General features: G+C 72.9%; 16 protein-coding genes and 1 pseudogene. 8 read left to right on the forward strand and 9 right to left on the reverse strand.

Going from position 1 to position 20485, the window contains the following annotated elements; all coding sequences use genetic code 11:
- Positions 1-226 precede the first annotated feature (226 nt).
- Entirely contained in the window at positions 227-2956 is a 2730-nt protein-coding gene (locus tag ABD324_RS27595; protein WP_344423348.1) for an FUSC family protein, read from the forward strand.
- On the opposite strand, the gene ABD324_RS27600 is transcribed toward ABD324_RS27595, so the two are convergent.
- From ABD324_RS27600 to ABD324_RS27615, 4 genes are all read right to left on the reverse strand, one after another.
- Positions 2863-3141, reverse strand: a complete 279-nt coding sequence (locus ABD324_RS27600; RefSeq protein WP_425565910.1) for a MoaD/ThiS family protein — start codon at positions 3139-3141, stop codon at positions 2863-2865. The genes ABD324_RS27595 and ABD324_RS27600 overlap by 94 nt on opposite strands.
- A 13-nt stretch (positions 3142-3154) precedes the next feature.
- On the reverse strand, positions 3155-4216 hold the full coding sequence (moaA, locus tag ABD324_RS27605) for a GTP 3',8-cyclase MoaA (protein ID WP_344423742.1): 1062 nt from the start codon (positions 4214-4216) through the stop codon (positions 3155-3157).
- A 694-nt stretch (positions 4217-4910) separates the two neighbouring features.
- Positions 4911-6248, reverse strand: a complete 1338-nt coding sequence (locus ABD324_RS27610; protein ID WP_344423745.1) for a pyridoxal phosphate-dependent decarboxylase family protein — start codon at positions 6246-6248, stop codon at positions 4911-4913.
- A 52-nt stretch (positions 6249-6300) separates the two neighbouring features.
- A complete protein-coding gene (locus ABD324_RS27615; RefSeq protein ID WP_344423353.1) occupies positions 6301-7503 on the reverse strand; it encodes an acyl-CoA dehydrogenase family protein in 1203 nt (400 codons plus the stop codon).
- Between the two features lie 105 nt (positions 7504-7608).
- Between ABD324_RS27615 and ABD324_RS27620 the strand changes: the two genes are divergently transcribed.
- From ABD324_RS27620 to ABD324_RS27640, 6 genes and pseudogenes are all read left to right on the forward strand, one after another.
- Positions 7609-8013: a TOBE domain-containing protein gene (locus ABD324_RS27620; RefSeq protein WP_344423356.1), complete on the forward strand. Its 405-nt coding sequence runs from the start codon at positions 7609-7611 to the stop codon at positions 8011-8013.
- Positions 8010-8813: a molybdate ABC transporter substrate-binding protein gene (gene modA / locus ABD324_RS27625; RefSeq protein ID WP_344423359.1), complete on the forward strand. Its 804-nt coding sequence runs from the start codon at positions 8010-8012 to the stop codon at positions 8811-8813. The genes ABD324_RS27620 and modA overlap by 4 nt, the downstream gene beginning before the upstream one ends.
- Before the next feature lie 7 nt (positions 8814-8820).
- Positions 8821-9648 carry an ABC transporter permease gene (locus ABD324_RS27630; protein WP_344423362.1) on the forward strand — a complete coding sequence of 276 codons (828 nt, stop codon included), beginning with the start codon at positions 8821-8823 and terminating at the stop codon, positions 9646-9648.
- A gap of 70 nt (positions 9649-9718) precedes the next feature.
- Positions 9719-10204, forward strand: a pseudogene (locus tag ABD324_RS37395) (ABC transporter ATP-binding protein); the annotation flags it as partial.
- Between the two features lie 39 nt (positions 10205-10243).
- Positions 10244-10807, forward strand: a complete 564-nt coding sequence (locus tag ABD324_RS37400; protein WP_425565916.1) for a TOBE domain-containing protein — start codon at positions 10244-10246, stop codon at positions 10805-10807.
- Between the two features lie 530 nt (positions 10808-11337).
- Positions 11338-12486, forward strand: a complete 1149-nt coding sequence (locus ABD324_RS27640; RefSeq protein WP_344423368.1) for a S8 family peptidase — start codon at positions 11338-11340, stop codon at positions 12484-12486.
- Between the two features lie 294 nt (positions 12487-12780).
- On the opposite strand, the gene ABD324_RS27645 is transcribed toward ABD324_RS27640, so the two are convergent.
- The 5 genes from ABD324_RS27645 to serS all read right to left on the reverse strand — a co-directional run bounded on the left by ABD324_RS27645 (position 12781) and on the right by serS (position 18615).
- Positions 12781-13044: a hypothetical protein gene (locus ABD324_RS27645; RefSeq protein ID WP_344423371.1), complete on the reverse strand. Its 264-nt coding sequence runs from the start codon at positions 13042-13044 to the stop codon at positions 12781-12783.
- Positions 13045-13052: 8 nt separating this feature from the next.
- The gene (locus tag ABD324_RS27650; RefSeq protein WP_344423374.1) at positions 13053-13523 is read right to left on the reverse strand and encodes a (2Fe-2S)-binding protein; all 471 of its coding nucleotides are present in this window, start codon (positions 13521-13523) and stop codon (positions 13053-13055) included.
- A gap of 8 nt (positions 13524-13531) precedes the next feature.
- Entirely contained in the window at positions 13532-15859 is a 2328-nt protein-coding gene (locus ABD324_RS27655; protein WP_344423377.1) for a molybdopterin cofactor-binding domain-containing protein, read from the reverse strand.
- A gap of 242 nt (positions 15860-16101) precedes the next feature.
- On the reverse strand, positions 16102-17184 hold the full coding sequence (locus tag ABD324_RS27660; protein ID WP_344423380.1) for an isopenicillin N synthase family dioxygenase: 1083 nt from the start codon (positions 17182-17184) through the stop codon (positions 16102-16104).
- A 165-nt stretch (positions 17185-17349) separates the two neighbouring features.
- The gene (gene serS, locus ABD324_RS27665) at positions 17350-18615 is read right to left on the reverse strand and encodes a serine--tRNA ligase (RefSeq protein WP_344423383.1); all 1266 of its coding nucleotides are present in this window, start codon (positions 18613-18615) and stop codon (positions 17350-17352) included.
- A 144-nt stretch (positions 18616-18759) separates the two neighbouring features.
- On the opposite strand from serS, the gene ABD324_RS27670 reads away from it, so the two are divergent.
- Entirely contained in the window at positions 18760-20391 is a 1632-nt protein-coding gene (locus ABD324_RS27670; protein ID WP_344423386.1) for an AMP-binding protein, read from the forward strand.
- Positions 20392-20485 lie beyond the last annotated feature (94 nt).

Genomic DNA, 20485 nt, shown 5'->3' on the forward strand with positions numbered 1-20485 from the left:
CACGCCCGGATATGAGTCGGCTCACCGTGGTGGTCCGGTGGGCCGGGGTCCTCCTCGGTGAGGCGGGTCGGCGCAGGTCCGGGCCGTCGTGGTGTGCGGTCAGCGGTCGCCGGAACACCGGACCGGTCGTTATAATTAGCAAACACAACTACTTGTCCGGGCCGGGGGCGAACCCTCTCGGCCCACGGTGACACCTGCCCGCACGCGGGTCGGGAGGGGGAGCGCGGTGGCAGCGGCCGGCGGAGCGGGACTCGGCACGGGCAGGCTCGGCGGGGCAGGTCTCCGGGACCGGATCGCGGCCTCGGACCCGGGGCTCACCCGCCTCGGCTCCGCGGCGCGCGCGGCGGTCGGCGTCGGCTCCTCGCTCGTCGTCGAGTACCTCGTGGCCACGGCCCTCGGGTTCTCGCCGCTCGTCCCCATGATGCTGGGCGCGGTGCTGAGCATGATGACGGTGTTCGGCGTGGCCGACCCGACCCCGCGCGGGCGGCTGGTCACCACCGCGCTGCTGCCGCTGTTCATGCTGGCCGGGATGGGTGTCGCGCTCGCCGTGGACAGCCATCGGGTGCTGTCGCTGGTCGTGTTCGTCGTCGTGATGTTCGTGGCGGTCGCGATCCGGCGGTTCGGGCTGCGCTACTTCGCCGGCGGAATGCTCGTGTTCATGGGCTACTTCTTCTCGCTGTTCCTGCTGCTGAAGCCCGAGCAGCTGCCCGAGGTGCTGGTGGCGCTGGCCGTCGCGACGGTCTGGACCGCGCTGCTGCTGAACGTGCTGTGGCCGGTGCGCGCGCACCGCGTCCTCGCCCGGATGGTCCGGGCCTTCGAGGGCCGGGTCCGCGGGGCCGTCGACGCCGCCGCGGACGTCCTGGACCACCCCGGTCCCGAGGGTGAGCGGCTCGCCCGGCTCGAGAGCCGGCTCGTCCGCGTCACCGAGACCGCCCTGATGATCGACGGCCAGCTCGGCACCGCCGGCGCGGTCCTCGACGACGCGACCGCCCGGACCGTCCGTCACGCGCTGGTCGACGACGAGATCTCCGCCCGCGCCCTGGCCGACTCGGTCCGGCTGCTGTCCGCGGCGGAGGCCTGCCTGCCCGCCGACGTCGCCACCGCGGCCCTCCGGGGCGTCCGCGAGGTGCTCGCCGCGCTGTCCCGCGGCGACTGGGACGACGTCGAGGTGCGGGCCCGCGCGCTCGACGCGGCGTCGGCCGCCTTCGACCTGCCGCTGCCGGTGGCCGTCCCGCGCCCGTCGAGCGTCACCGGTCAGGCGCCGCCCACGCTGGCCCGCGTCACCCGCCGGATCGCGGCCGCCGCGCAGGGCCTGGTCGACGGGCACCGCGCCCGGCTCGCCCCGGGACCCGCCGCCGCGCAGTACGGCGAGTCCGGCTTCGAGCCGGCGGTCGTGCTCTTCGCCGGGGCCATGCCGGGGTCGGCCGGCACCGTCGCCGAGATGCTCGACGGCCGCTCCGGTGCCTGGTGGACCCGGCTCTCGCTCACCACCCGGCAGGCCTTCCAGGTCGCGATCGCCACCGGTGTCGCGATCGCGGCGGGCGACGCCATCTCCGGCCAGCGCTACTACTGGGCCGTGCTGGCGGCCTTCATCGTGTTCACCGGTACCGCGACGGCCGCGCAGACCGTGCAGAAGGCCGTCAACCGGGTGCTCGGCACGATCGTCGGGCTGTTCGCGGCCATCCCGCTGGTCGCGCTGACGGGCGGCAGGCCGGCGGTGGTGTTCCCGGTGCTGCTGGTCGCGATCTTCGCCGCGTTCTACATCATCCGGGTCTCCTACGCGGTGATGACCTTCTTCGTCACGCTGCTGCTCGGCGAGCTCTACGCCCTGCTCGGCACCTTCACCCCCGAGCTGATGATGCTGCGGCTGGAGGAGACCGCCCTCGGCGGCACGATCGGCATCCTGGTGGCCCTGTTCGTGTTCCCGATGCGCACCCGCGTGGTCGCGATCGCGGCCCGGCGCGCCCTGCTGGGCCAGCTGCGCGAGCTGGTCGACGGTCTGGCCACGGCCCTGCGCGATCCCGCGGCCGAGCCGGACCTCACCGCCGTCTCCCGGGTGCTCGACGCCAGGCTGCACCAGCTGCTCCTGCTCGGCGCGACGCTGCTGCGGCCCGCCCCGTTCCTGCAGAACAGCGAGCGCGGCCGGCGGCTGATGATCTACACGTCGCTGGCGCACCACGCGCGCAGCCTCGCCCGGCTCGTCGCGGACTACGACGGGCCCACCGGTACCCCGGCGCGTGCCCTGCTCGTGCACGTCACCGAGCGGATCGTCGACCTGATCGACGAGCTGTGTGCCGACGAGCCGCGCCTCGACCCCGCCCGGTCGGCCGCGACCTCGGAGCTGCTGTCGAGCATCGACGTCGGGGAGTGCGCGGACCCGCGGATCCGCCGGTTCGTCCACCAGCTCGGTTTCCTGCACGACCTGCTCGCGTCCCTCGGCGAGGCGCCCGGTGTCGCCCCGGAGGCCCCGCAGCACCCGGGGCCGGTGCTGCACGGCCGGGTGCGCGACGACGACCGGGTGCCGGTCCAGGCCGTCCTCACGCTCACGGACACCCTCGGGGTGCAGCAGGGGGCCGTGCACACGGCCGCCGACGGCAGCTACCGGCTCACCGCCGCGGATCCCGGCGTCCACCTGCTGATCTGCAGCCCGGACGCGCCCGGGGCCGCCCCGCTCGCGTCCTGGGTGCGGATCGGCGAGAGGGCCGGGGTGCACGACGTGGACCTGCCGGGTGCCGCGGTGGACACCACGGACGAGCCGCTCGTCGCGACTGGCGGGGACTCACGCCCCGACTCGCGCGGACCCGGGTCCCGACGCGCGGGGAGGGGACACGGACCGGTGCGGTCGTCGGACCTGCCGGCCGCTCAGCCGCCCGCGAAGGGCGGCAGGACGTCGACCGTGGAGGAGGACGGGAGCGCGGTGCCGGTGTCCCGCACGGCGATCTCGTCGAGCAGGTAGCTGCAGCGGGGGAGGACCTTCGCCAGCTCCGGGCCGTGCCGCTCGCCGAGCTCGGCGGCGAGGCCCTCGACCGTGGTGCCGGCGGGGAGCTCCAGGACCTCCGCCGTGGTGCCCGCGGCGGCCTTGGCCGCCGCGAAGAACCGGACCTCGACGGTGACCGTCCGGGTCTGGACCGAGGTGCTCACGTGCGACATCCTCTCAGCCGCCGATCGCGCTCATCGGGCGGTCCGGCTGCAGGAAGCCGGGATCGTCGATGCCGTGGCCGGCGAGCTTGCCCCACATCGCGGTGCGCCAGACGTCGGCGATCTCCTCGTCGCTCGCCGAGCCGCGCAGCAGGGCGCGCAGGTCGGTCTCCGAGCGGGCGAACAGGCAGGTACGGACCTGCCCGTCGGACGTCAGGCGGGTGCGGTCGCAGGCCCCGCAGAAGGGCCGGGTGACCGAGGCGATCACGCCGACGCGCGCCGGGCCGCCGTCGACCAGGAACCGCTCGGCGGGGGCGCCGCCGCGGGCCTCGCCGTCCGGGGTGAGGGTGAAGCGCGTGGCCAGTCGCTCCATGATCTCGCCCGCGGTGACCATCTCGCTGCGCTCCCAGCCGTGCTGGGCGTCGAGCGGCATCTGCTCGATGAAGCGCAGCTCGTAGCCGTGTTCCACGGCGAAGGCCAGCAGGTCCGTGGCCTCGTCGTCGTTCACGCCGCGCAGCAGCACACTGTTGATCTTCACCGGGTCGAGCCCGGCGGCGCGGGCGGCGGCCAGGCCGTCGAGCACGTCGGAGATCCGGTCCCGGCGGGTGATCGACGCGAAGCGCTCGGGGCGCAGCGTGTCCAGCGAGACGTTGAGCCGGTTGACCCCGGCCGCGGTGAGCGCGGCGGCGCGACGGGCCAGCCCGATGCCGTTGGTGGTGAGCGAGATGTCCGGGCGCGGCTCCAGGGCGGCGCTCGCGGCGACCAGCTCCTCGAGGCCCTTGCGCAGCAGCGGCTCGCCGCCGGTGAAGCGCAGCTCGCGGATGCCGAGGCGCCCGACCGCGATCCCGATCAGCCGGAGCAGCTCGGCGTCCGTCAGCTGCTCCTCGCGGGGCATCCACTCCAGGCCCTCGGCCGGCATGCAGTACGTGCAGCGGAGGTTGCAGCGGTCCGTCAGCGAGATGCGCAGGTCCGTCGCGACCCGGCCGAAGGTGTCGACCAGTCGCGGATCGGCCGGGCGTGACGGGTCCGCTTCCGGTGTCTGCCGTACCGCGGGCAGGCCCAGGGAGATCGTGTTCACAGCCGTCACACCACGAGGGTAGCCGTCGCCCGCGATCTTCAACCAGAGCGGAAAAGCGCAGGTCACAACGCTCCGCAGATGCGGAGGGAGGGGCCCGCGGGGCACGCAGGAGCGGCCCCGCGGGCTCTCCGGAAGGTGAGGTCAGATCTCGGTCTTGAGGATGCAGATCGCGAGGTGGGCCTCGAGCACCGCCTCGCGCGCCGCACCGCCGAGCCCCGGGTCCGCCTCGGCCGCGGCCTTGGCGCTGTCCCCGGCCTGTTCCAGCTCGACGACGGCGTCGTGCGCCGCGCCTCGCTCTCCGCGGCGTTCTGCGAGGCCTTGCCGGCCTTGCCGTCGAACTCGCGGACGACGGCGACCAGGACCACGGAGGCCCCGTCGTCGGACTCGGCGGCGCGCAGGGCGGCGCCGGTCTTGGTGCGGACCTCGTCGAGGCGGGTGTGGACGTCGGTCATCGTGAGCATGGGTCGACTCCTTGGGGTGGTGGGCGAGCACGGGAAGGACCCGGACCTGCGCTCACCGCCCCGGCACACGCTCAGGCGCGGCGCCGGCCGACGGGCTCAGGAGAGGCGGGAGGGAGGAGGCCGAACCAGGCCCGGATGCCGTTCGGCTCCCGCACGGGTCTTCTCGACACCGCCTCACCCCCTGTCGTCGCCGGGGCCACCCTGGACCAGTGGGACGAACCGGGCAAGAGCCATCAGGGGGACTCTTGCCCCGAAGCGACCCGCAGGATCGCCGCCACCGAGCGGTCGACGTCCGCCTCGCCCGTGGTCGCGTTGCTCACCGAGATCCGCATGTACCGGCGGCCGCGCCAGGTGGTGCCGCCCGCCCAGCAGGTGCCCTCGCCCTGCACGGCCTCGATCACCGCGTCCGTCCGGTCGTCCCCACCGAAGGCCACCAGGACCTGGTTGAGGACGACGGGCGCCCCGATCTCCGCCCCGCCGGCGGCCAGCCGTTGCGCGAAGCGGCGGGCGAGCGCGCAGCACCGCTCCACCAGCTCCGCGACGCCGTCGGCGCCGAGCTCGCGCAGCGCCGCCCACACCGCGAACCCGCGGGCCCGGCGCGACGACTCGGGGGTGAGCCCGCCGAGCGCCGGGCTCCCGGCCCCGGGCAGGTAGGAGGCGGTGTAGCCCAGGGCCGCCGCGTGCAGGGCGGGATGGGCGCAGATCGCGAAGCCGGAGTCGTACGGGACGTTGAGCCACTTGTGCCCGTCGCAGGCCCAGGAGTCCGCGAGCTCGCGGCCGGCCACCAGGTGGGCGCGCTCCGGCGCGGCGGCGGCCCACAGCCCGAAGGCACCGTCGACGTGCACCCAGGCGCCGTGTTCGCGGGCGATCGCCGTGGCCGCCGCGAGGTCGTCGCAGGCGCCGGTGTTCACGTTCCCGGCCTGCAGGCACACGATCGCCGGGCCTTGGATCGCCGCGCGCAGCTGCGTGACGTCGAGGCTGCCGTCGGGGCGGGTCGCGACCGGGACCAGCGCGGACCGGCCGAGGCCGAGCAGGCGGGCGGCCCGGTCGATCGTCGCGTGGCGCTCCTCGCCGACCACGATCCGGACGGGTGGGGCGCCCGCCAGGCCGTCCTCCTCGACGTCCCAGCCCGCGGCGGCGAGCACCTGGTGACGGCCGGTGGCGAGCCCGACCGTGTTGGCCGCCTGCCCGCCCGTCACGAACCCGACGGACGCGGTGGCCGGCAGGCCCAGGAGCTCCAGCAGCCAGCGCGCGGCGGTGGCCTCCGCGGCGGCGGCCGCCGGGGAGAGCACGGCGGTGAAGGCGTTCTGGTCCCACGCGGCGGCGAGCACGTCGGCCGCGGTCGCCGCGGACAGCGCTCCGCCCGTGACGAAACCGAAGTACCGGGGCCCGACGGTGGCGACGAGTCCGGGACCGGCCGCCGCCACCAGCTCGTCCACCACCTCGCCGGGTGGGGTGCCGGCGCGGGGGAGCGGGCCGTCGAAACCGGGAAGGGCCTCGACCGGCACGCCCACCGCCCGCTCGCCGACCCCCGCCCGGAAGTCGATCGCCGCCGCCGCGGCCCGGCCCATCGCGTCGGCGAACCCGTCCACCCCGCACCTCCCTGTTCGTGCAGGTCGGAGGCTAGTGCCGGTCGAGCTCTTGGCGGGCGACCGAGCGGATGTGCACCTCGTCCGGGCCGTCGGCGAAGCGCAGCGCGCGGGCCCAGGCGTAGAAGTAGGCGAGCGGGAAGTCGTCGCTCATCGCGGCGGCGCCGTGCACCTGCATCGCCCGGTCGATCACCGCGCAGGCCATCCGCGGCACCACGACCTTGATCGACGCGATCTCGCTCGCGGCGCCCTTCGCGCCGTACCTGTCGATCAGCCACGCGGTCTTGAGCACCAGCAGGCGGGCCTGCTCGATCTCCATGCGGGACAGCGCGATCTGGTCCCGGACCACGCCCTGCTCGGCCAGCGGTCGGCCGAACGCCACCCGGTCCTTGGCCCGGCGGACCATCAGGTCCACCGAGCGCTCGGCCATGCCGATCAGGCGCATGCAGTGGTGGATGCGGCCCGGGCCGAGGCGCGCCTGGGAGATGGCGAAGCCGCCGCCCTCCTCGCCGAGCAGGTTCGCCGCCGGCACCCGGACGTCGGTGAACCGCAGCTCGGAGTGCCCGTGCTGGTCCTGGTAGCCGAACACGGGCAGGTTCCGGACGACCTCGAGGCCGGGGGTGTCCCGCGGCACGAGGACCATCGACTGCTGGCGGTGCCGCGCGGCCTCCGGGTCCGTCTTGCCCATCACGATGAAGATCCGGCAGCGCTCGTCGGCGGTGCCGGAGATCCACCACTTGCGGCCGTTGATCACGAAGTCGTCGCCGTCGCGCGCGATGGTGCACTCGACGTTCGTCGCGTCGGACGAGGCGACCTGCGGCTCGGTCATCGCGAAGGCCGAGCGGATCTCGCCCTCGAGCAGCGGGGTGAGCCACTGCTCCTTCTGCTCGGGGGTGCCGAACAGGTGCAGCGTCTCCATGTTGCCGGTGTCCGGCGCCTGGCAGTTGATCGCCTCGGGCGCGATCACCGGCGACCAGCCGGACACCTCGGCCACCGCGGCGTACTCGAGGTTCGACAGACCGGACAGCGACGGCAGGAACAGGTTCCACAGCCCCCGCTCACGGGCCTTCGCCTTCAGCTCATCGACGACCGGGGGCAGGTCCCACTCCTGCGGGGTCCCGCGCCGCTCGGCGCGGTAGGCGTCGTACGCGGCCTCCGCGGGGAGGATCTCCTCGTCGAGGAACGCGCGCATCCGCTTGGTGTAGTCGGCCGCCAGTGCGCTGGGTTCGAAGTCCACCCCCGCATGACACCACAATGCACATGCATTAACAACAGTGACGGGGAGATCTCGATCCCGGCCCACCATGGATCTCCACGCAGGCGCGGAACTAGGATCCGCCGCGTGCCGCAATTTCGGATCGCCGAGGCCGCGCGCCTGCTCGGTGTCAGCGACGACACGGTGCGTCGCTGGGTCGATGCCGGCACCCTGCCCAGCCGTCCGGACGCGTCGAACCGCAAGGTCATCGACGGCGCCGCGCTCGCCGAGTTCGCGCGCGACAACGCGCACGCCCCACCCGATCCCTCGGGAGTGCAGCGCTCGGCCCGCAACCGGATGGTCGGGCTGGTCACCGGCGTCCTCACCGACCGCGTGATGGCGCAGGTCGAGATGCAGTGCGGCCCGCACCGGGTCGTCTCGCTGATGAGCACAGAGGCCGTCCGCGAGCTCGGGCTCGAACCCGGGTCCCTCGCGGTCGCCGTCGTCAAGTCCACGAACGTCGTGGTGGAAATCCCCGGAGGAAGTTCATGAAGCGTCTGGTGACCGGTGCAGTGGCCGGTCTCGCCGTGGTGCTCGCCGCGGCGTGCAGTGCCCCCTCGCAGTCCGCGAGCACGGGCGGCGGGTCCGAGGCGCCCACCGCCGCGCCGCAGTCCCGCACGCTGACGGTCCTCGCCGCCGCGTCGCTCACCGAGTCGTTCAACTCGCTCGAGAAGACCTTCGAGCAGCAGAACCCCGGTGTCGACGTGAAGCTCAGCTACGGCGGCTCGTCCGACCTGGCCCAGCAGATCGTCAACGGTGCCCCGGTCGACGTGTTCGCCGCCGCCAGCGACGCCACGATGAAGACCGTGACGGACGCGAACGCCACGGCGTCCGCGCCGTCGATCTTCGCGACCAACGTCCTGCAGATCGCCACGGCGCCGGGCAACCCGAAGGGCATCGCGTCCTTCGCGGACCTGGCCAAGCCGGAGTACAAGGTCGTCGTCTGCGCCCCGCAGGTGCCGTGCGGTGCCGCCGAGGTCAAGATCGAGCAGGCCACGAAGATCGACGTCAAGCCGGTCTCCGAGGAGACGGACGTCAAGTCGGTGCTCAGCAAGGTCTCCACGGGCAACGCGGACGCCGGGCTCGTCTACGTCACGGACGTCAACGCCGCCAAGGGCACCGTGCAGGGCGTGAACTTCCCGGAGGCCGCGCAGGCCCGCACCAACTACCCGATCGCCGTGGTGAAGAACGCGCCGCAGGCGGACCTCGCGCAGAAGTGGATCGACCTGGTGAAGGGCGCCACCGGCACCCAGGTGCTCTCGGCGCAGGGCTTCGGCAAGCCCGCCGCATGATCCCTCTGTGACCGCAGCCACCGACCAGCGGAAGCCCGACCGTCACGAACAGGCGGTCGGGCTCCCGGGCTGGGTGTGGGTCCCGGCCGCGCTCGCGTTCCTGCTGATCGTGGCGCCCGTCGCCGGCCTGCTGCTCAAGGCCGACTGGGCGCGGATGCCGGAGCTGCTGCTCAGCGACGAGGCCCTCTCCGCACTGCGGCTCTCGCTGGAGACGGCCGCGATGTCCACGGTGCTGTGCATCCTGCTCGGCGGGCCGCTCGCCGTGGTCCTCGCCCGCAGCCGGCTGCGCGGACTGCGGTTCCTCCGTTCGATCGTGCTGCTCCCGCTGGTGCTGCCCCCGGTCGTCGGCGGCCTGGCGCTGCTCTACCTGCTCGGCCGGACCGGCCTGGTCGGGCGCGGGCTGGATCTCGCGTTCGGCATCACGATCCCGTTCACCACCGCCGCCGTGGTGATCTCGCAGACCTTCGTCGCCCTGCCCTTCCTGGTGGTGGCCCTCGAGGGCGCGCTGCGCACGGCGGGGCGGCGCTACGAGGCGGTCGCCGCCACCCTCGGGGCCTCGCCGGCGCTCGCGTTCCGGCGGGTCACCGTGCCGCTGGTGCTGCCCGGGCTCGCCTCGGGCTCGGTGCTCGCCTTCGCCCGCTGCATGGGCGAGTTCGGCGCCACGATCACCTTCGCGGGCAGCCTGCAGGGCACCACCCGGACCCTGCCGCTGCTCGTCTACCAGGCCCGGGAGACGGACGCGGACGGCGCCGTGGCGATCAGCCTGCTGCTGGTGGTCGTGGCGGTCGTCGTGATCATTCTCGGGCGGCCCCGGGGATCCGAGGGGCTGACGTGAACGGTCAGCGAGCGAACCACGGGCACGGCGCTCCCGCGAGGCGCCGACCGAGCGTCGGCGAGGGCGTGCGATGAGCTTCGAGCTCGTCGCCCGGCTGGACCGGGGCGGGTTCTCGCTCGACGTCGCGATCACCGCGGCGGCGGGCGAGGTGCTCGCCGTGCTGGGCCCCAACGGCGCCGGCAAGTCCACGCTGCTCGGGATCCTGTCGGGGCTGCTGCGGCCGGACTCCGGGCACGTCCGGGTCGGGGAGCACGTGGTCACGGACGTCGAGGCCGGCGTCTTCGTCCCACCCCACCGCCGCGGCGTGGGCCTGCTCGCCCAGCAGGCACTGCTCTTCCCGCACATGACGGCCCTGGCGAACGTCGCGTTCGGACCGCGCGCCCAGGGCGTCTCCCGGTCCGCCGCCGAGGACCGCGCCCGCGCCCTGCTCGCCGACGTGCTCCCGGACGTGCCGGACCTCGCCGGCCGCAAGCCCTCGCAGCTCTCCGGCGGCCAGCAGCAACGCGTCGCGCTGGCCCGCGCGATCGCCCCCGAGCCCGGCCTGCTGCTGCTCGACGAGCCGCTCGCGGCCCTCGACGTCGACGCCGCGCCGGCGATGCGCTCGCTGCTGCGCCGGGTGATCCGGGACGGCAAGCAGACCGCGGTCCTCGTGACCCACTCCGCGCTCGACGCGCTCGTGCTCGCCGATCGGGTGGTCGTGCTGACCGGGGGCCGGGTGGCCGAGCAGGGGCCGACGCGGGACGTGCTGGGGCGCCCTCGCAGCGCGTTCAGCGCGCGGATCGCGGGGCTGAACCTGATCCCCGGCGGGTGGCGCTCGGGGGCACTGCACACCTCCGACGGCACCGTCGTCGCCGGCCGGGGCGAGGCCTCGGAGGGCGAGCCTGCGGTCGCGGTGTTCCCGCCCTCGGCCGTCGCCGTCCACGCCCAACCGCCGGGCGGGAGCCCCCGCAACGTGCTGCCCGTCCGGCTGGCCTCGATCGAGCCGCGGGGTGACGTGGTGCGGCTGCGGGCCGCGCCGCGGACCGGGGGACCGTCCTGGCTGGAGGGTCTGGCCGCGGACGTCACCCCGGCCGCCGTCGCCGACCTCGCCGTCGAACCAGGGGCGGAGCTGTGGTTCGTGGTGAAGGCGGCCGAGGTGGGAATCCACGCGACCTCCTGACTCGCCGTGTGTCCGCGCCTGCCTCCGCGGTGATCATCAGGACCTCAGCGCCGAATGATCAGGGAATTGTTGCGGTGAGGTCCTTCTCGCCGGCGGCTCGCATGATCATCAGGACGGCAGTGCGCTGGGTGGGTCGGTTGACCCCGGGCAATGGTCACCGGGCTCGACCCTGCCGTGCACGGAGCGTCTCCGATGCGGTCCGGGATCACACGCAGTGTCACCACAGTGGCCACAGACGTCACCCGAGCCACTATCGTGTAGCTATGTCTCGGAGCTCCGGGCTCGTACCGTCGCTTTCCGTGACCCGCCGACTGCTCCGCACCGCCACCGTTGCCCTCGCGGTCGCGCTCCTCCCGGTCACGGGCTCGGTCGCGTTCGCCGGCACCCCGGGCCCCGCCGCCCCTGCTGCGTCGACTCCGGCCTCGACTCCGGCCACGGCCTCGACCCCGGCCACGGCCCCAGCCCCAGCCCCAGCCCCAGCCACGGCCCCAGCCACGGCCACGGCCCCGGCCGCCCAGAGCCCGGCCGCCGTGACTGCGGCGCTGGCCGCCTACGGGCCGGCTGCCCAGATCCCCGCCGCCGCCACCGTGGACGGGGACTACGTGGTGCTCGCTGACTCCGTCCAGCGCGCCACCGCCGCCGCGAGCGCCGTCGGCGCCACCCCCAGCATGCTGTACACCCGGGCGCTGACCGGCTTCGCCGCCCGCCTCGACGCCGCCCAGCTCGCGCAGCTGCGGGGCTACCCGGGCGTGCTCGGCGTGGAGCAGGACCTGCGGATCGACCCGCTCGAGCCCCGCGCCCAGCGGCTCTCCGCGCCCGCTCCTGTCCGCGGCAACACCGAAGGGACGCAGGCGAACCCCGTCAACTGGGGCCTCGACCGCATCGACCAGCCGAACCTCCCGCTCGACGGCAGCTACACCACCAAGGCGACCGGCCAGGGCGTCACGGTGTACGTAGTGGACACCGGCGTGGACGTCACGCACCCGGAGTTCGGCGGGCGTGCCCAGTGGGGCACCAACACGATCGACCAGAACGACACGGACTGCGACGGGCACGGCACCGTCGTCGGCGGGATCGCGGCGTCCACGGACTACGGGGTCGCGAAGGACGCCCAGATCCGCGCGGTGAAGGTCCTGGACTGCAACGGGTCAGGCACGCTCTCGTCGCTGCTCTCAGGCATCGACTGGGTGCTGAAGAACCACCAGGGCGGCCCCGCGGTGGCGGTCATGTCGTGGAGCTACGGGCCCTCGGACGCGCTGCTCTCCGCCGTCACGAACCTGGTGAACGACGGGGTGTTCGTCGCCTCCTCGGCCGGCAACAGCGGGGCGAACGACTGCTCCGTCGCCCCGAGGGCGGCACCGGGGGTGCTGGTCGTCGCCAACTCGACGATCGACGACAAGCGCAACACGACGTCGTCCACCGGGCCGTGCGTGGGGCTCTACGCCCCGGGGACCAGCATCATCGCGCCGGTCCCGGGCGGGAAGACCGCCTCCTACACGGGGACGTCGATGGCGGCGCCCTTCGTCGCGGGGGTCGCGGCGCTGTACAAGCAGACCTACGGCGACGCCCCCAGCGCCGCGGTCAAGCAGTGGATCATCGACCACGCGGTGCCCGGCAAGATCGCCGGCGGCGAGGAGGGCGGCACCCCGAACCTCCTCCTGAACACCGGCGGCCTCTGAGCGAACGGCACTGTCGCTCACTAGGTCTGAGCGAACGCGCCGCTCGCTCAACCGGGGGCCGAATGAGCGAACGGCACCCTCGCTCACTAGGAGCGCGCTGAAAAGCTCGGGCCTGCTGCGCGCCGCCCAGCCGGCGACCTCGCGGCGTTGCGCGGATGCGCCGATACAACAACGGTATCGGCGCATCCGCGCGCCTTGCGATGCCACCACCTGGACGTCGCTCGCTACGGCCGGAGCTTTTCAGCACCCTCCTAGGTGTGAACGAGAGCGCCGTTCGCTCGATCCCGGAGGGAGCTAGTCGAAGGGGCCGTTGAGGAGGCCGCCGGCGGGGCCCTCGACGAAGCGGGGGTCGAAGGTGGGGAACTCGGTCTCCACGCCGTCGGCGCCGGTCGGGCCGGGGCCGTTCGCGGCGTCGAGGAACGAGTCGGCGGCGTTGGCGCCGGTCGCCCCCACCGCGCTGACCGCCTGGGCGGCATCCGAGGTCGGGCTCGCGAGGGCGGTGCCGGTGGGCAGGACGGCGCCCAGCAGGGCGGCCGAGACCAGGAAACGCTTCTTCACGGCTGCTCTCACATCTTGTCCGCGCCGGCCTTGATGGCCTCGCGGATCCGGTTGTAGGTGCCGCAACGGCAGATGTTGCGGATCTCCTCGATGGCGTCGTCGTCGACGTCGCGGCCCTCGGCCCGGCACTGCCGCACCTTGGCGACCGCGGCCATGATCTGGCCGGGCTGGCAGTAGCCGCACTGGGGGACGTCGCGGTCGATCCAGGCCTGCTGCATCGGATGGAGCTTCTCGCCGTCGGCGAGCCCTTCGATGGTGGTGACCTCGTCGTCGTCGCCGATATCGCAGACCTGCACCGAGCAGGGGTTGAACGCCTTGCCGTTGATGTGGCTGGTGCACGCCTTGCAGACGTTGATCCCGCAGCCGTACTTCGGCCCGGTCACGCCGAGCAGGTCGCGGATGACCCACAGCAGGCGCACGCCGTCCTCGGCCTCGACGGTCACCCGCTCGCCGTTGAGCATGAAGGTCTGGGTGGGCATTCCGGCTCCTAGTAGGTGTGCTCGAGGCCGTCGGTGGGCGACTCGGGGATCGGCGGGACGAGCGGCTTGGGCGTGAAGGGGAACGGGTCCCGGTGGTTGATCGGGAACTCCGTCGGCACCTTCCCGACGGCGCGGGCGTAGGCGTTCGCGACGGCCGCGGCGGTCGCGGCCACCCCGGCCTCCCCGGCGCCGCCCGGCTCGTCCGCGCCCGAGTCGACGAGGATGATGTTCAGCTCCGGCGGGGTGTTCCACTGCCGCGTGTAGAAGTAGTTGTCCCAGCTGGCCTCGACGAAGTGGCCGTCGGTCAGGTGCAGGCTGGAGGTGAGGATCAGCGCGATGCCGTCGTTGATCCCGCCCATCATCTGGGCCTCGAGCCCGCGCGGGTTGATCACCAGGCCGGCGTCGATCGCGAAGGTCACCCGGGTCACGCGCGGGCCGGTCACGCCCTCGTAGATCGCCCGGTTCACGGTCTCCGGGCGGCAGTCGATCTCGACGAGCGCGGCCGTGACGCCCTTGTACTCGTGGTGGACGCCGAGCCCCTGCGCCGTGCCCTTCTTCATCGAGCGGCCCCAGCGGCCGTTCTTCGCGACGGCGTCGAGCACCCCGCGGATGCGGTCGCTGCGCGCGAACTTCCGGCGGAACTCGTAGGGGTCGGCGCCGAGCTTCGCGGCCAGCTGGTCGGTGACCACCTCGCGCGCCGTCGTCACGTCCGGGGAGTAGACGTTGCGCATCGACGAGGTGTTGAAACGCATGTCCACCTCGTTGAGCACCCGGGTGGAGACGCCGTAGTCGTACGGGTTGGCCTGGGTCAGCTCGAACACCGTCTCGGCGAAACCGAGGTTGCCGAGCGGCGCCTTGGCCGCGGCGGCGGTGATCGCCTCGCCGAGGCCGTGGGTGAAGTCCGTCGAGACGCTCGTGTGGCGCTGCTCGAAGGAGAGCACCGAGTCCTTGGTGACGGTGGCGCGGACCCGCGAGGTGCACATCGGGTGGACGCGGCCCTGGCGGGAGTCGTCGGCGCGGCTCCACATGAGCTTGACGGGCTTGCCGAAGGCCTTCGAGCATTCCGCGGCTTCCAGGGCGGCGTCGAAGAACAGCTTGCGGCCGAAGGAGCCGCCACCCTGGACGACGTGCACGGTCACCGCGTTCTGCGGCAGGCCGAGCAGCTTCGCGATGGCGTTCTGTGCCGTGATCGGGGTCTTCATCGGGCCCCAGATCTCGGCCCGGTCCCGGCGGACGTCCGCGATGGCGGTGTTGGGCTCCAGCGAGCTGTTCGACTTGAACCAGAAGGTGAAGGAGCTGTCGACCGTGGCGACGATGCCGGCCGGCACGGCCAGCGGCAGCTCCGCCGCCTTGAGCTTCTTCAGCACCGACTCGTCGTCCTCGCCGTGGACGGTGCCGTCCTTCCAGGACACCTCCAGGGCGCGGACGGCGTCGATCGCCTGGCCGAAGGTCCGTGCCCGCACGGCGACGCCGGTCGAGACGATCTCGACGTCCGTCACGCCGGGCATCCGGCGGACGTCGGCGAGGTTGGCGGCCTTGCGCGGCGTGCCGTTGAGGTCGGGCGCCCGGCAGATCACGGTGGGCAGGGCGTCGGGGATCTGCAGGTCGGCGGCGAACTGCTTGCGGCCGGTCACGATGTCGAGCACGTCGGTCTTGTTCTGGGGCTTGCCGATGACCGTGAACTTCTCGCGCGGCTTGAGCGTGACCTCGACCTGCTTGTCGACGGCGCTGGCCGCCGGGCCGGCGAGGTCGCCGAACGGGATCGACTTGCCGAGGGTGCTCGTGATGAGGCCCTTGCGCGCGGTCAGCGTGCGGACGTCCTGCTGCAGCAGCTGCGAGGCCGCCTCCAGCAGCCGCATCTGGGCGAGCGCCGCGGCCACGCGGATCGGCGTGTACGTGGTGAAGGTGGTGCTGGAGCCGCCGGTGATCTGGTTGAGCAGCAGCTCGGGGCGGGCGTCGGCGAGCGTGACGCGCACCTGGTCGACGTCGAGGCCCATCTCCTCGGCGATGATCATCTGCGTCGACGTGATGATGCCCTGGCCGTTGTCGCTGCGCGGGAGCGCGAAGGAGACGGTGCCGTCGCGGTTGACCTCGATGCGGATGAGGTTCGCGGTGGGGCGCATCGAGTCGCGCAGCGCGTCGAGCAGGTCGTAGACCTCGGGCGGCTGCGGGGCGCTCGGGATGGGCGTCGCCGCCGAGGCGCTCGGCCCGCCGAAGACCTCCTGGCGGGTGAGCTCGGCCGCGACGACCAGCGTCGGCGCGGCGATCAGGTAGCCGAGGAACTTGCGGCGGCCCACGGGGGCTTTCGCGCGCTCGGCCATGCGGTGCTGCGGCATCGGCGGACCTCTTCGTCGGGGGAGCCGGACCCGGCTGGGGAGCGAACCGGGTGCTTGCGCCTCCAACGACCCGAAGATGTGACAGTTGCGTGGTCTCGCGTTGCCCGGGTGTAGGTGGTGGGAGGTGTCCGTTCCGTGGCGGTGCAGGTCAGGGGTTCGCGGTAAGGCGACCCTGACCCGCATCTGCGCGGCTGTCGCGCGAAACGGCTACGCAGATGCGGTTTCCCGTCTCAAACCGGGTTTCACTCCGAGGAGTGAGGCGTGTCGGGCCTGCTACCCGTGAGACGGGCGGCCTCGCGTCCGGCGCCCTCGGCCAGGGTGCCGCCTCGGGATCCGGCGAGCTTCGCGCGGAGGTGGGCGGCGACCGTCACGGGCCCGTAGCGGGCCGGGTGGGTGGCGTCGACGCAGGTCGGGAGGGGTGCGATCACCGCGTCCGGGTTGCCGTCGTGGAAGAACGCCGCGGAGCGGCGGGGGACCAGCACGCCGTCGATCCGTGGGACGGCGACCCGGTGCATCGTGGAGATCCACTGGTCGTTGGTCCAGCGGGCGAGGGCGTCGCCGAGGTTGACGAGCAGGGCGCCCGGGGCGGGCCGGACGGGGTGCCAGCGGCCTGCTGTTCCCGCGCGGTCGTCGAGGATCTCCAGGCCCGGGACGTCGTCCGCCCAGAGGACCGTGACGATCCCGTAGTCCGTGTGGGCTCCCATTCCGACCTGGTCGGGCTCCAGTTCGGCGTCCGCCGCCGGCAGCCGGTAGTTGATCATGCGGAGGACGTCGATGGAGTGGCTGGTGAACTGCGCGAGGTACTCCTCGCCGAGGCCCAGCGCGCGGCCGAAGACGCGGGTCATGGTGCGCGCGACCCCCTGCGCCGCCGCGAACCAGGCCTCGACGCCCGCACGGAAGCCCGGGACGTCCGGCCAGGGGTTGAGGCCGTAGTCGGTCTCGTCGAGAGCGAGGCCGGGGAAGTCGGCGGCCTGGGCGCCGATGTTGAACGCCTCGAAGAGGTCCGCGGCGCTGGTCAGGCCGAGGCTGTTCGCGAGCGACTCGGCCTTGGGCGGCGTGTAGCCGCGGTTGACGCCGGGCGGGCAGCGGTAGGTGCTCTTCTCGGCGAGGTCGCGGGAGAAGAAGGCGTCCGTGGCGGCGGTGAAGGCGTCGAGGGTGGTCTGCGGGATGCCGTGGCCGACGACCTGCATGAACCCGACGGTCCGCGCCGCCCGGTCCACCGCGGCGGCCACGGCGTCCCGGTCGGCCTCGGTGCCGTCGTCGAAGGCACCGATGTCGACGACCGGGACCTCGAGAACGCCGTCGCGGGTCTCGGCGGTGGCCATGGTGCTCCCCTCGGGTGGCTGCCATGACTCTCGCAGGTCGCGCGCCCGGGCGTCGCAGATGTGTGTTTCGGGCTACCGGCTCGGCTCGATGGCGGGCTCCGCCCGCGTGCCGACTCGCGGGAATTGGGGCGCGACTCGCGGGGAGTCAGGGAGCGACTCGCGGGGTCAGGGGGTGAGGCTGTCCCAGCCGGTGTAGGGGACCAGGGCGTCGGGGATCTTCACGGAGCCGTCGGGCTGCTGGCCCTGCTCCAGGATCGCGACGAGGGTGCGACCGATGGGGAGGCCCGAGCCGTTGAGGGTGGCCGCGAAGCCGCGGGCGCCGTCCTTGGCCTTGGTGCGGATGCCGGCGCGGCGGGCCTGGAAGGTGCCGAAGTCCGAGATCGAGCTGATCTCGCGGTACCGGCCCTGGCTGGGCAGCCAGACCTCGATGTCGTAGGTGTACTCGGCCGAGAAGCCGATGTCGCCGGCGGCGAGCCGCACGATCCGGTAGGCGAGCCCGAGGCCCTGCATCAGCGCCTCGGCGTGACCGACCAGCACCTCGAGCTCCGCGCGCGACTGCGCGGGATCGACGATCCGGACCAGCTCCACCTTCGAGAACTCGTGCACCCGGATCAGGCCGCGGGTGTCCTTGCCGTACGAGCCGGCCTCCGAGCGGAAGCACGGCGTCTGCGCGGTGTAGGCGAGCGGGAGCTCCTCCAGCGCCAGGGTCTCCTTGGCGTGGAGGTTGGTGAGCGGCACCTCGGCCGTGGGGATCAGGAACAGCTCCCGGTCGGCGACCTCGGTGCGGAAGAGGTCCTGCTCGAACTTCGGCAGCTGCCCCGTGCCCGTCATGGTCGGGCGGGTGACGAGCGCGGGCACCGACCACTCGGTGTACCCGTGGCGCTCGGTGTGCGCGTCGAGGAAGTAGCGGGCGAGCGCGCGCTCCAGCGCGGCGCCGCGGCCCTTGAGCACGGCGAACCGCGGCCCCGACAGCTTGGTGGCTCGGCCCAGGTCGAGGATCCCCAGCTTCTCGCCGAGGTCCACGTGATCGACCGGGTTCTCGACGGCCGGGACCTCGCCCCAGGTGCGCACGAGCTCGGCGTCGTCGTCCGTCGCCCCGTCCGGCAGCTCGTCCGCCGGGAGGTTCGGGATCTCCAGCAGGTACTCGGTGAGCTCCTCGTCGAAGGTGCGGTGCTCCTCCTCGGCCAGGGTGACCGTGGCCTTGAGCTCGCGGGCCTTCTCGACCAGCGCCGGCCGCTCCTCGGGGGACGCGCCCTTGACCGACTTCTGCAGCCGGTTCGCCTCCGCCCGCGACTCGTCGCCCTTCTGGATGGCGGAGTTGCGGCCGTGCAGCAGCTTCTCCACCCGCTCCAGGTCCAGGGAGTAGCCGCGCCGCGCGAGCTTGCGGACGGCGTCGGTGGCGGGGTCGAGCAGGACGCGAGGGTCGTGCATCGGTCGAGGGTATCGCCCGGGCGCAGGCGGTTTTCCGGCTCCTCCCCCTTCGGAGGTGGCGCCGCGCGGGCGGACCGCGCAGGATGTCGGGCGATCAGTGATCGGGCGCACAGCGTGGCGCCGCTCGAGAGTCCGGAGGAGAGCGTGACCACTCCCGCCCTGCCGTCGTACGCGTCCGGGATCTCCGAGGTCCCGCTGCTCGGGGACACCATCGGCGACAACCTGGACCGCACGGTCGCCGGTGACCCGGACCGCGAGGCGCTGGTCGACGTCCCGTCCGGCCGCCGGTGGACCTTCGCGCAGCTCAAGGCGGACGTCGACGCCCTGGCGGTCGGCCTGCTCGCCGACGGCGTGGCCAAGGGCGACCGGGTCGGGATCTGGGCGCCGAACATGCCCGAGTGGACGCTGCTGCAGTACGCCACGGCGAAGATCGGCGCGATCCTCGTCAACATCAACCCCAGCTACCGCACCCACGAGCTGGAGTTCGTGCTCAAGCAGGCCGGGGTCTCGCTGCTGGTCGCGGCGCGGGCGTTCAAGACCTCCGACTACGCCGGGATGATCGAACAGGTCCGCGGCAACTGTGCCGACCTGCGCCGCGTCGTGATCATCGGGTCCGAGGAGTGGGACGCGCTGGGCGCCACCACCGGTGAGCTGCCGCGGATCGAGCTCTCGCCGGACGACGCGATCAACATCCAGTACACGTCCGGGACCACGGGCTTCCCCAAGGGCGCCACGCTGTCCCACCACAACATCCTGAACAACGGCTACTTCGTGGGCCGCCTCAACGGCTACACGCCCGAGGACCGGGTGTGCATCCCGGTGCCCTTCTACCACTGCTTCGGCATGGTCATGGGCAATCTCGCGTGCACCTCCAACGGCTGCACCATGGTGATCCCCGGCCAGGGTTTCGACCCGCTCGCGACGCTGCAGGCCGTCGCCCAGGAGCGCTGCACCTCGCTCTACGGCGTCCCGACGATGTTCATCGCCGAGCTCAACCACCCCGATTTCGAGTCCTTCGACCTGTCCTCGCTGCGGACGGGGATCATGGCCGGCTCGCCCTGCCCGGTCGAGGTGATGAAGCAGGTCGTCGCGCGGATGGGCATGGAGGAGGTCACCATCTGCTACGGCATGACCGAGACCTCGCCGGTGTCCATGCAGACCCGCGCCGACGACTCCCTCGAGCTGCGGGTCTCGACGGTCGGCCGGGTGCACCCGCACCTGGAGATCAAGATCGTGGACCCGGAGACGGGGCTGACGGTGCCGCGCGGGGAGCCCGGCGAGCTCTGCACCCGTGGCTACTCGGTGATGCTCGGCTACTGGGACCAGCCCGACAAGACCGCCGAGTCCATCGATGCCGCCCGCTGGATGCACACCGGCGACCTCGGGATCATGGACGCCGACGGGTACGTCAACATCACCGGCCGGATCAAGGACATGGTCATCCGCGGCGGCGAGAACGTGTACCCGCGCGAGATCGAGGAGTTCCTCTACACCCACCCCGACATCGTCGACGCCCAGGTCATCGGGGTGCCGGACGTCAAGTACGGCGAGGAGCTGTGCGCCTGGGTGCAGGTCCGCGAGGGGGCCACGGTCACCGCCGAGACCCTGCGGGAGTTCGCCGCCGGGAAGCTCGCGCACTACAAGATCCCCCGCTACGTGCTCGTCGTCGACGAGTTCCCGATGACCGTCACGGGCAAGGTCCGCAAGGTCGAGATGCGGGAGAAGTCCGTGGAGATCCTCGACCTCGGCGAGGCCGCGGCCGTGCGCAACGCCTGATCCGGGCCCGGCGAACGGGCCGCTCGCTCAGTAGGTGTGAGCGGGAGTGCCGTTCGCTCATGGTCGGGGGCGGAACGGCGGTGCGTCGGGGGCG

Source organism: Pseudonocardia ailaonensis, assembly GCF_039531635.1.
Taxonomy (GTDB): Bacteria; Actinomycetota; Actinomycetes; order Mycobacteriales; family Pseudonocardiaceae; genus Pseudonocardia; species Pseudonocardia ailaonensis.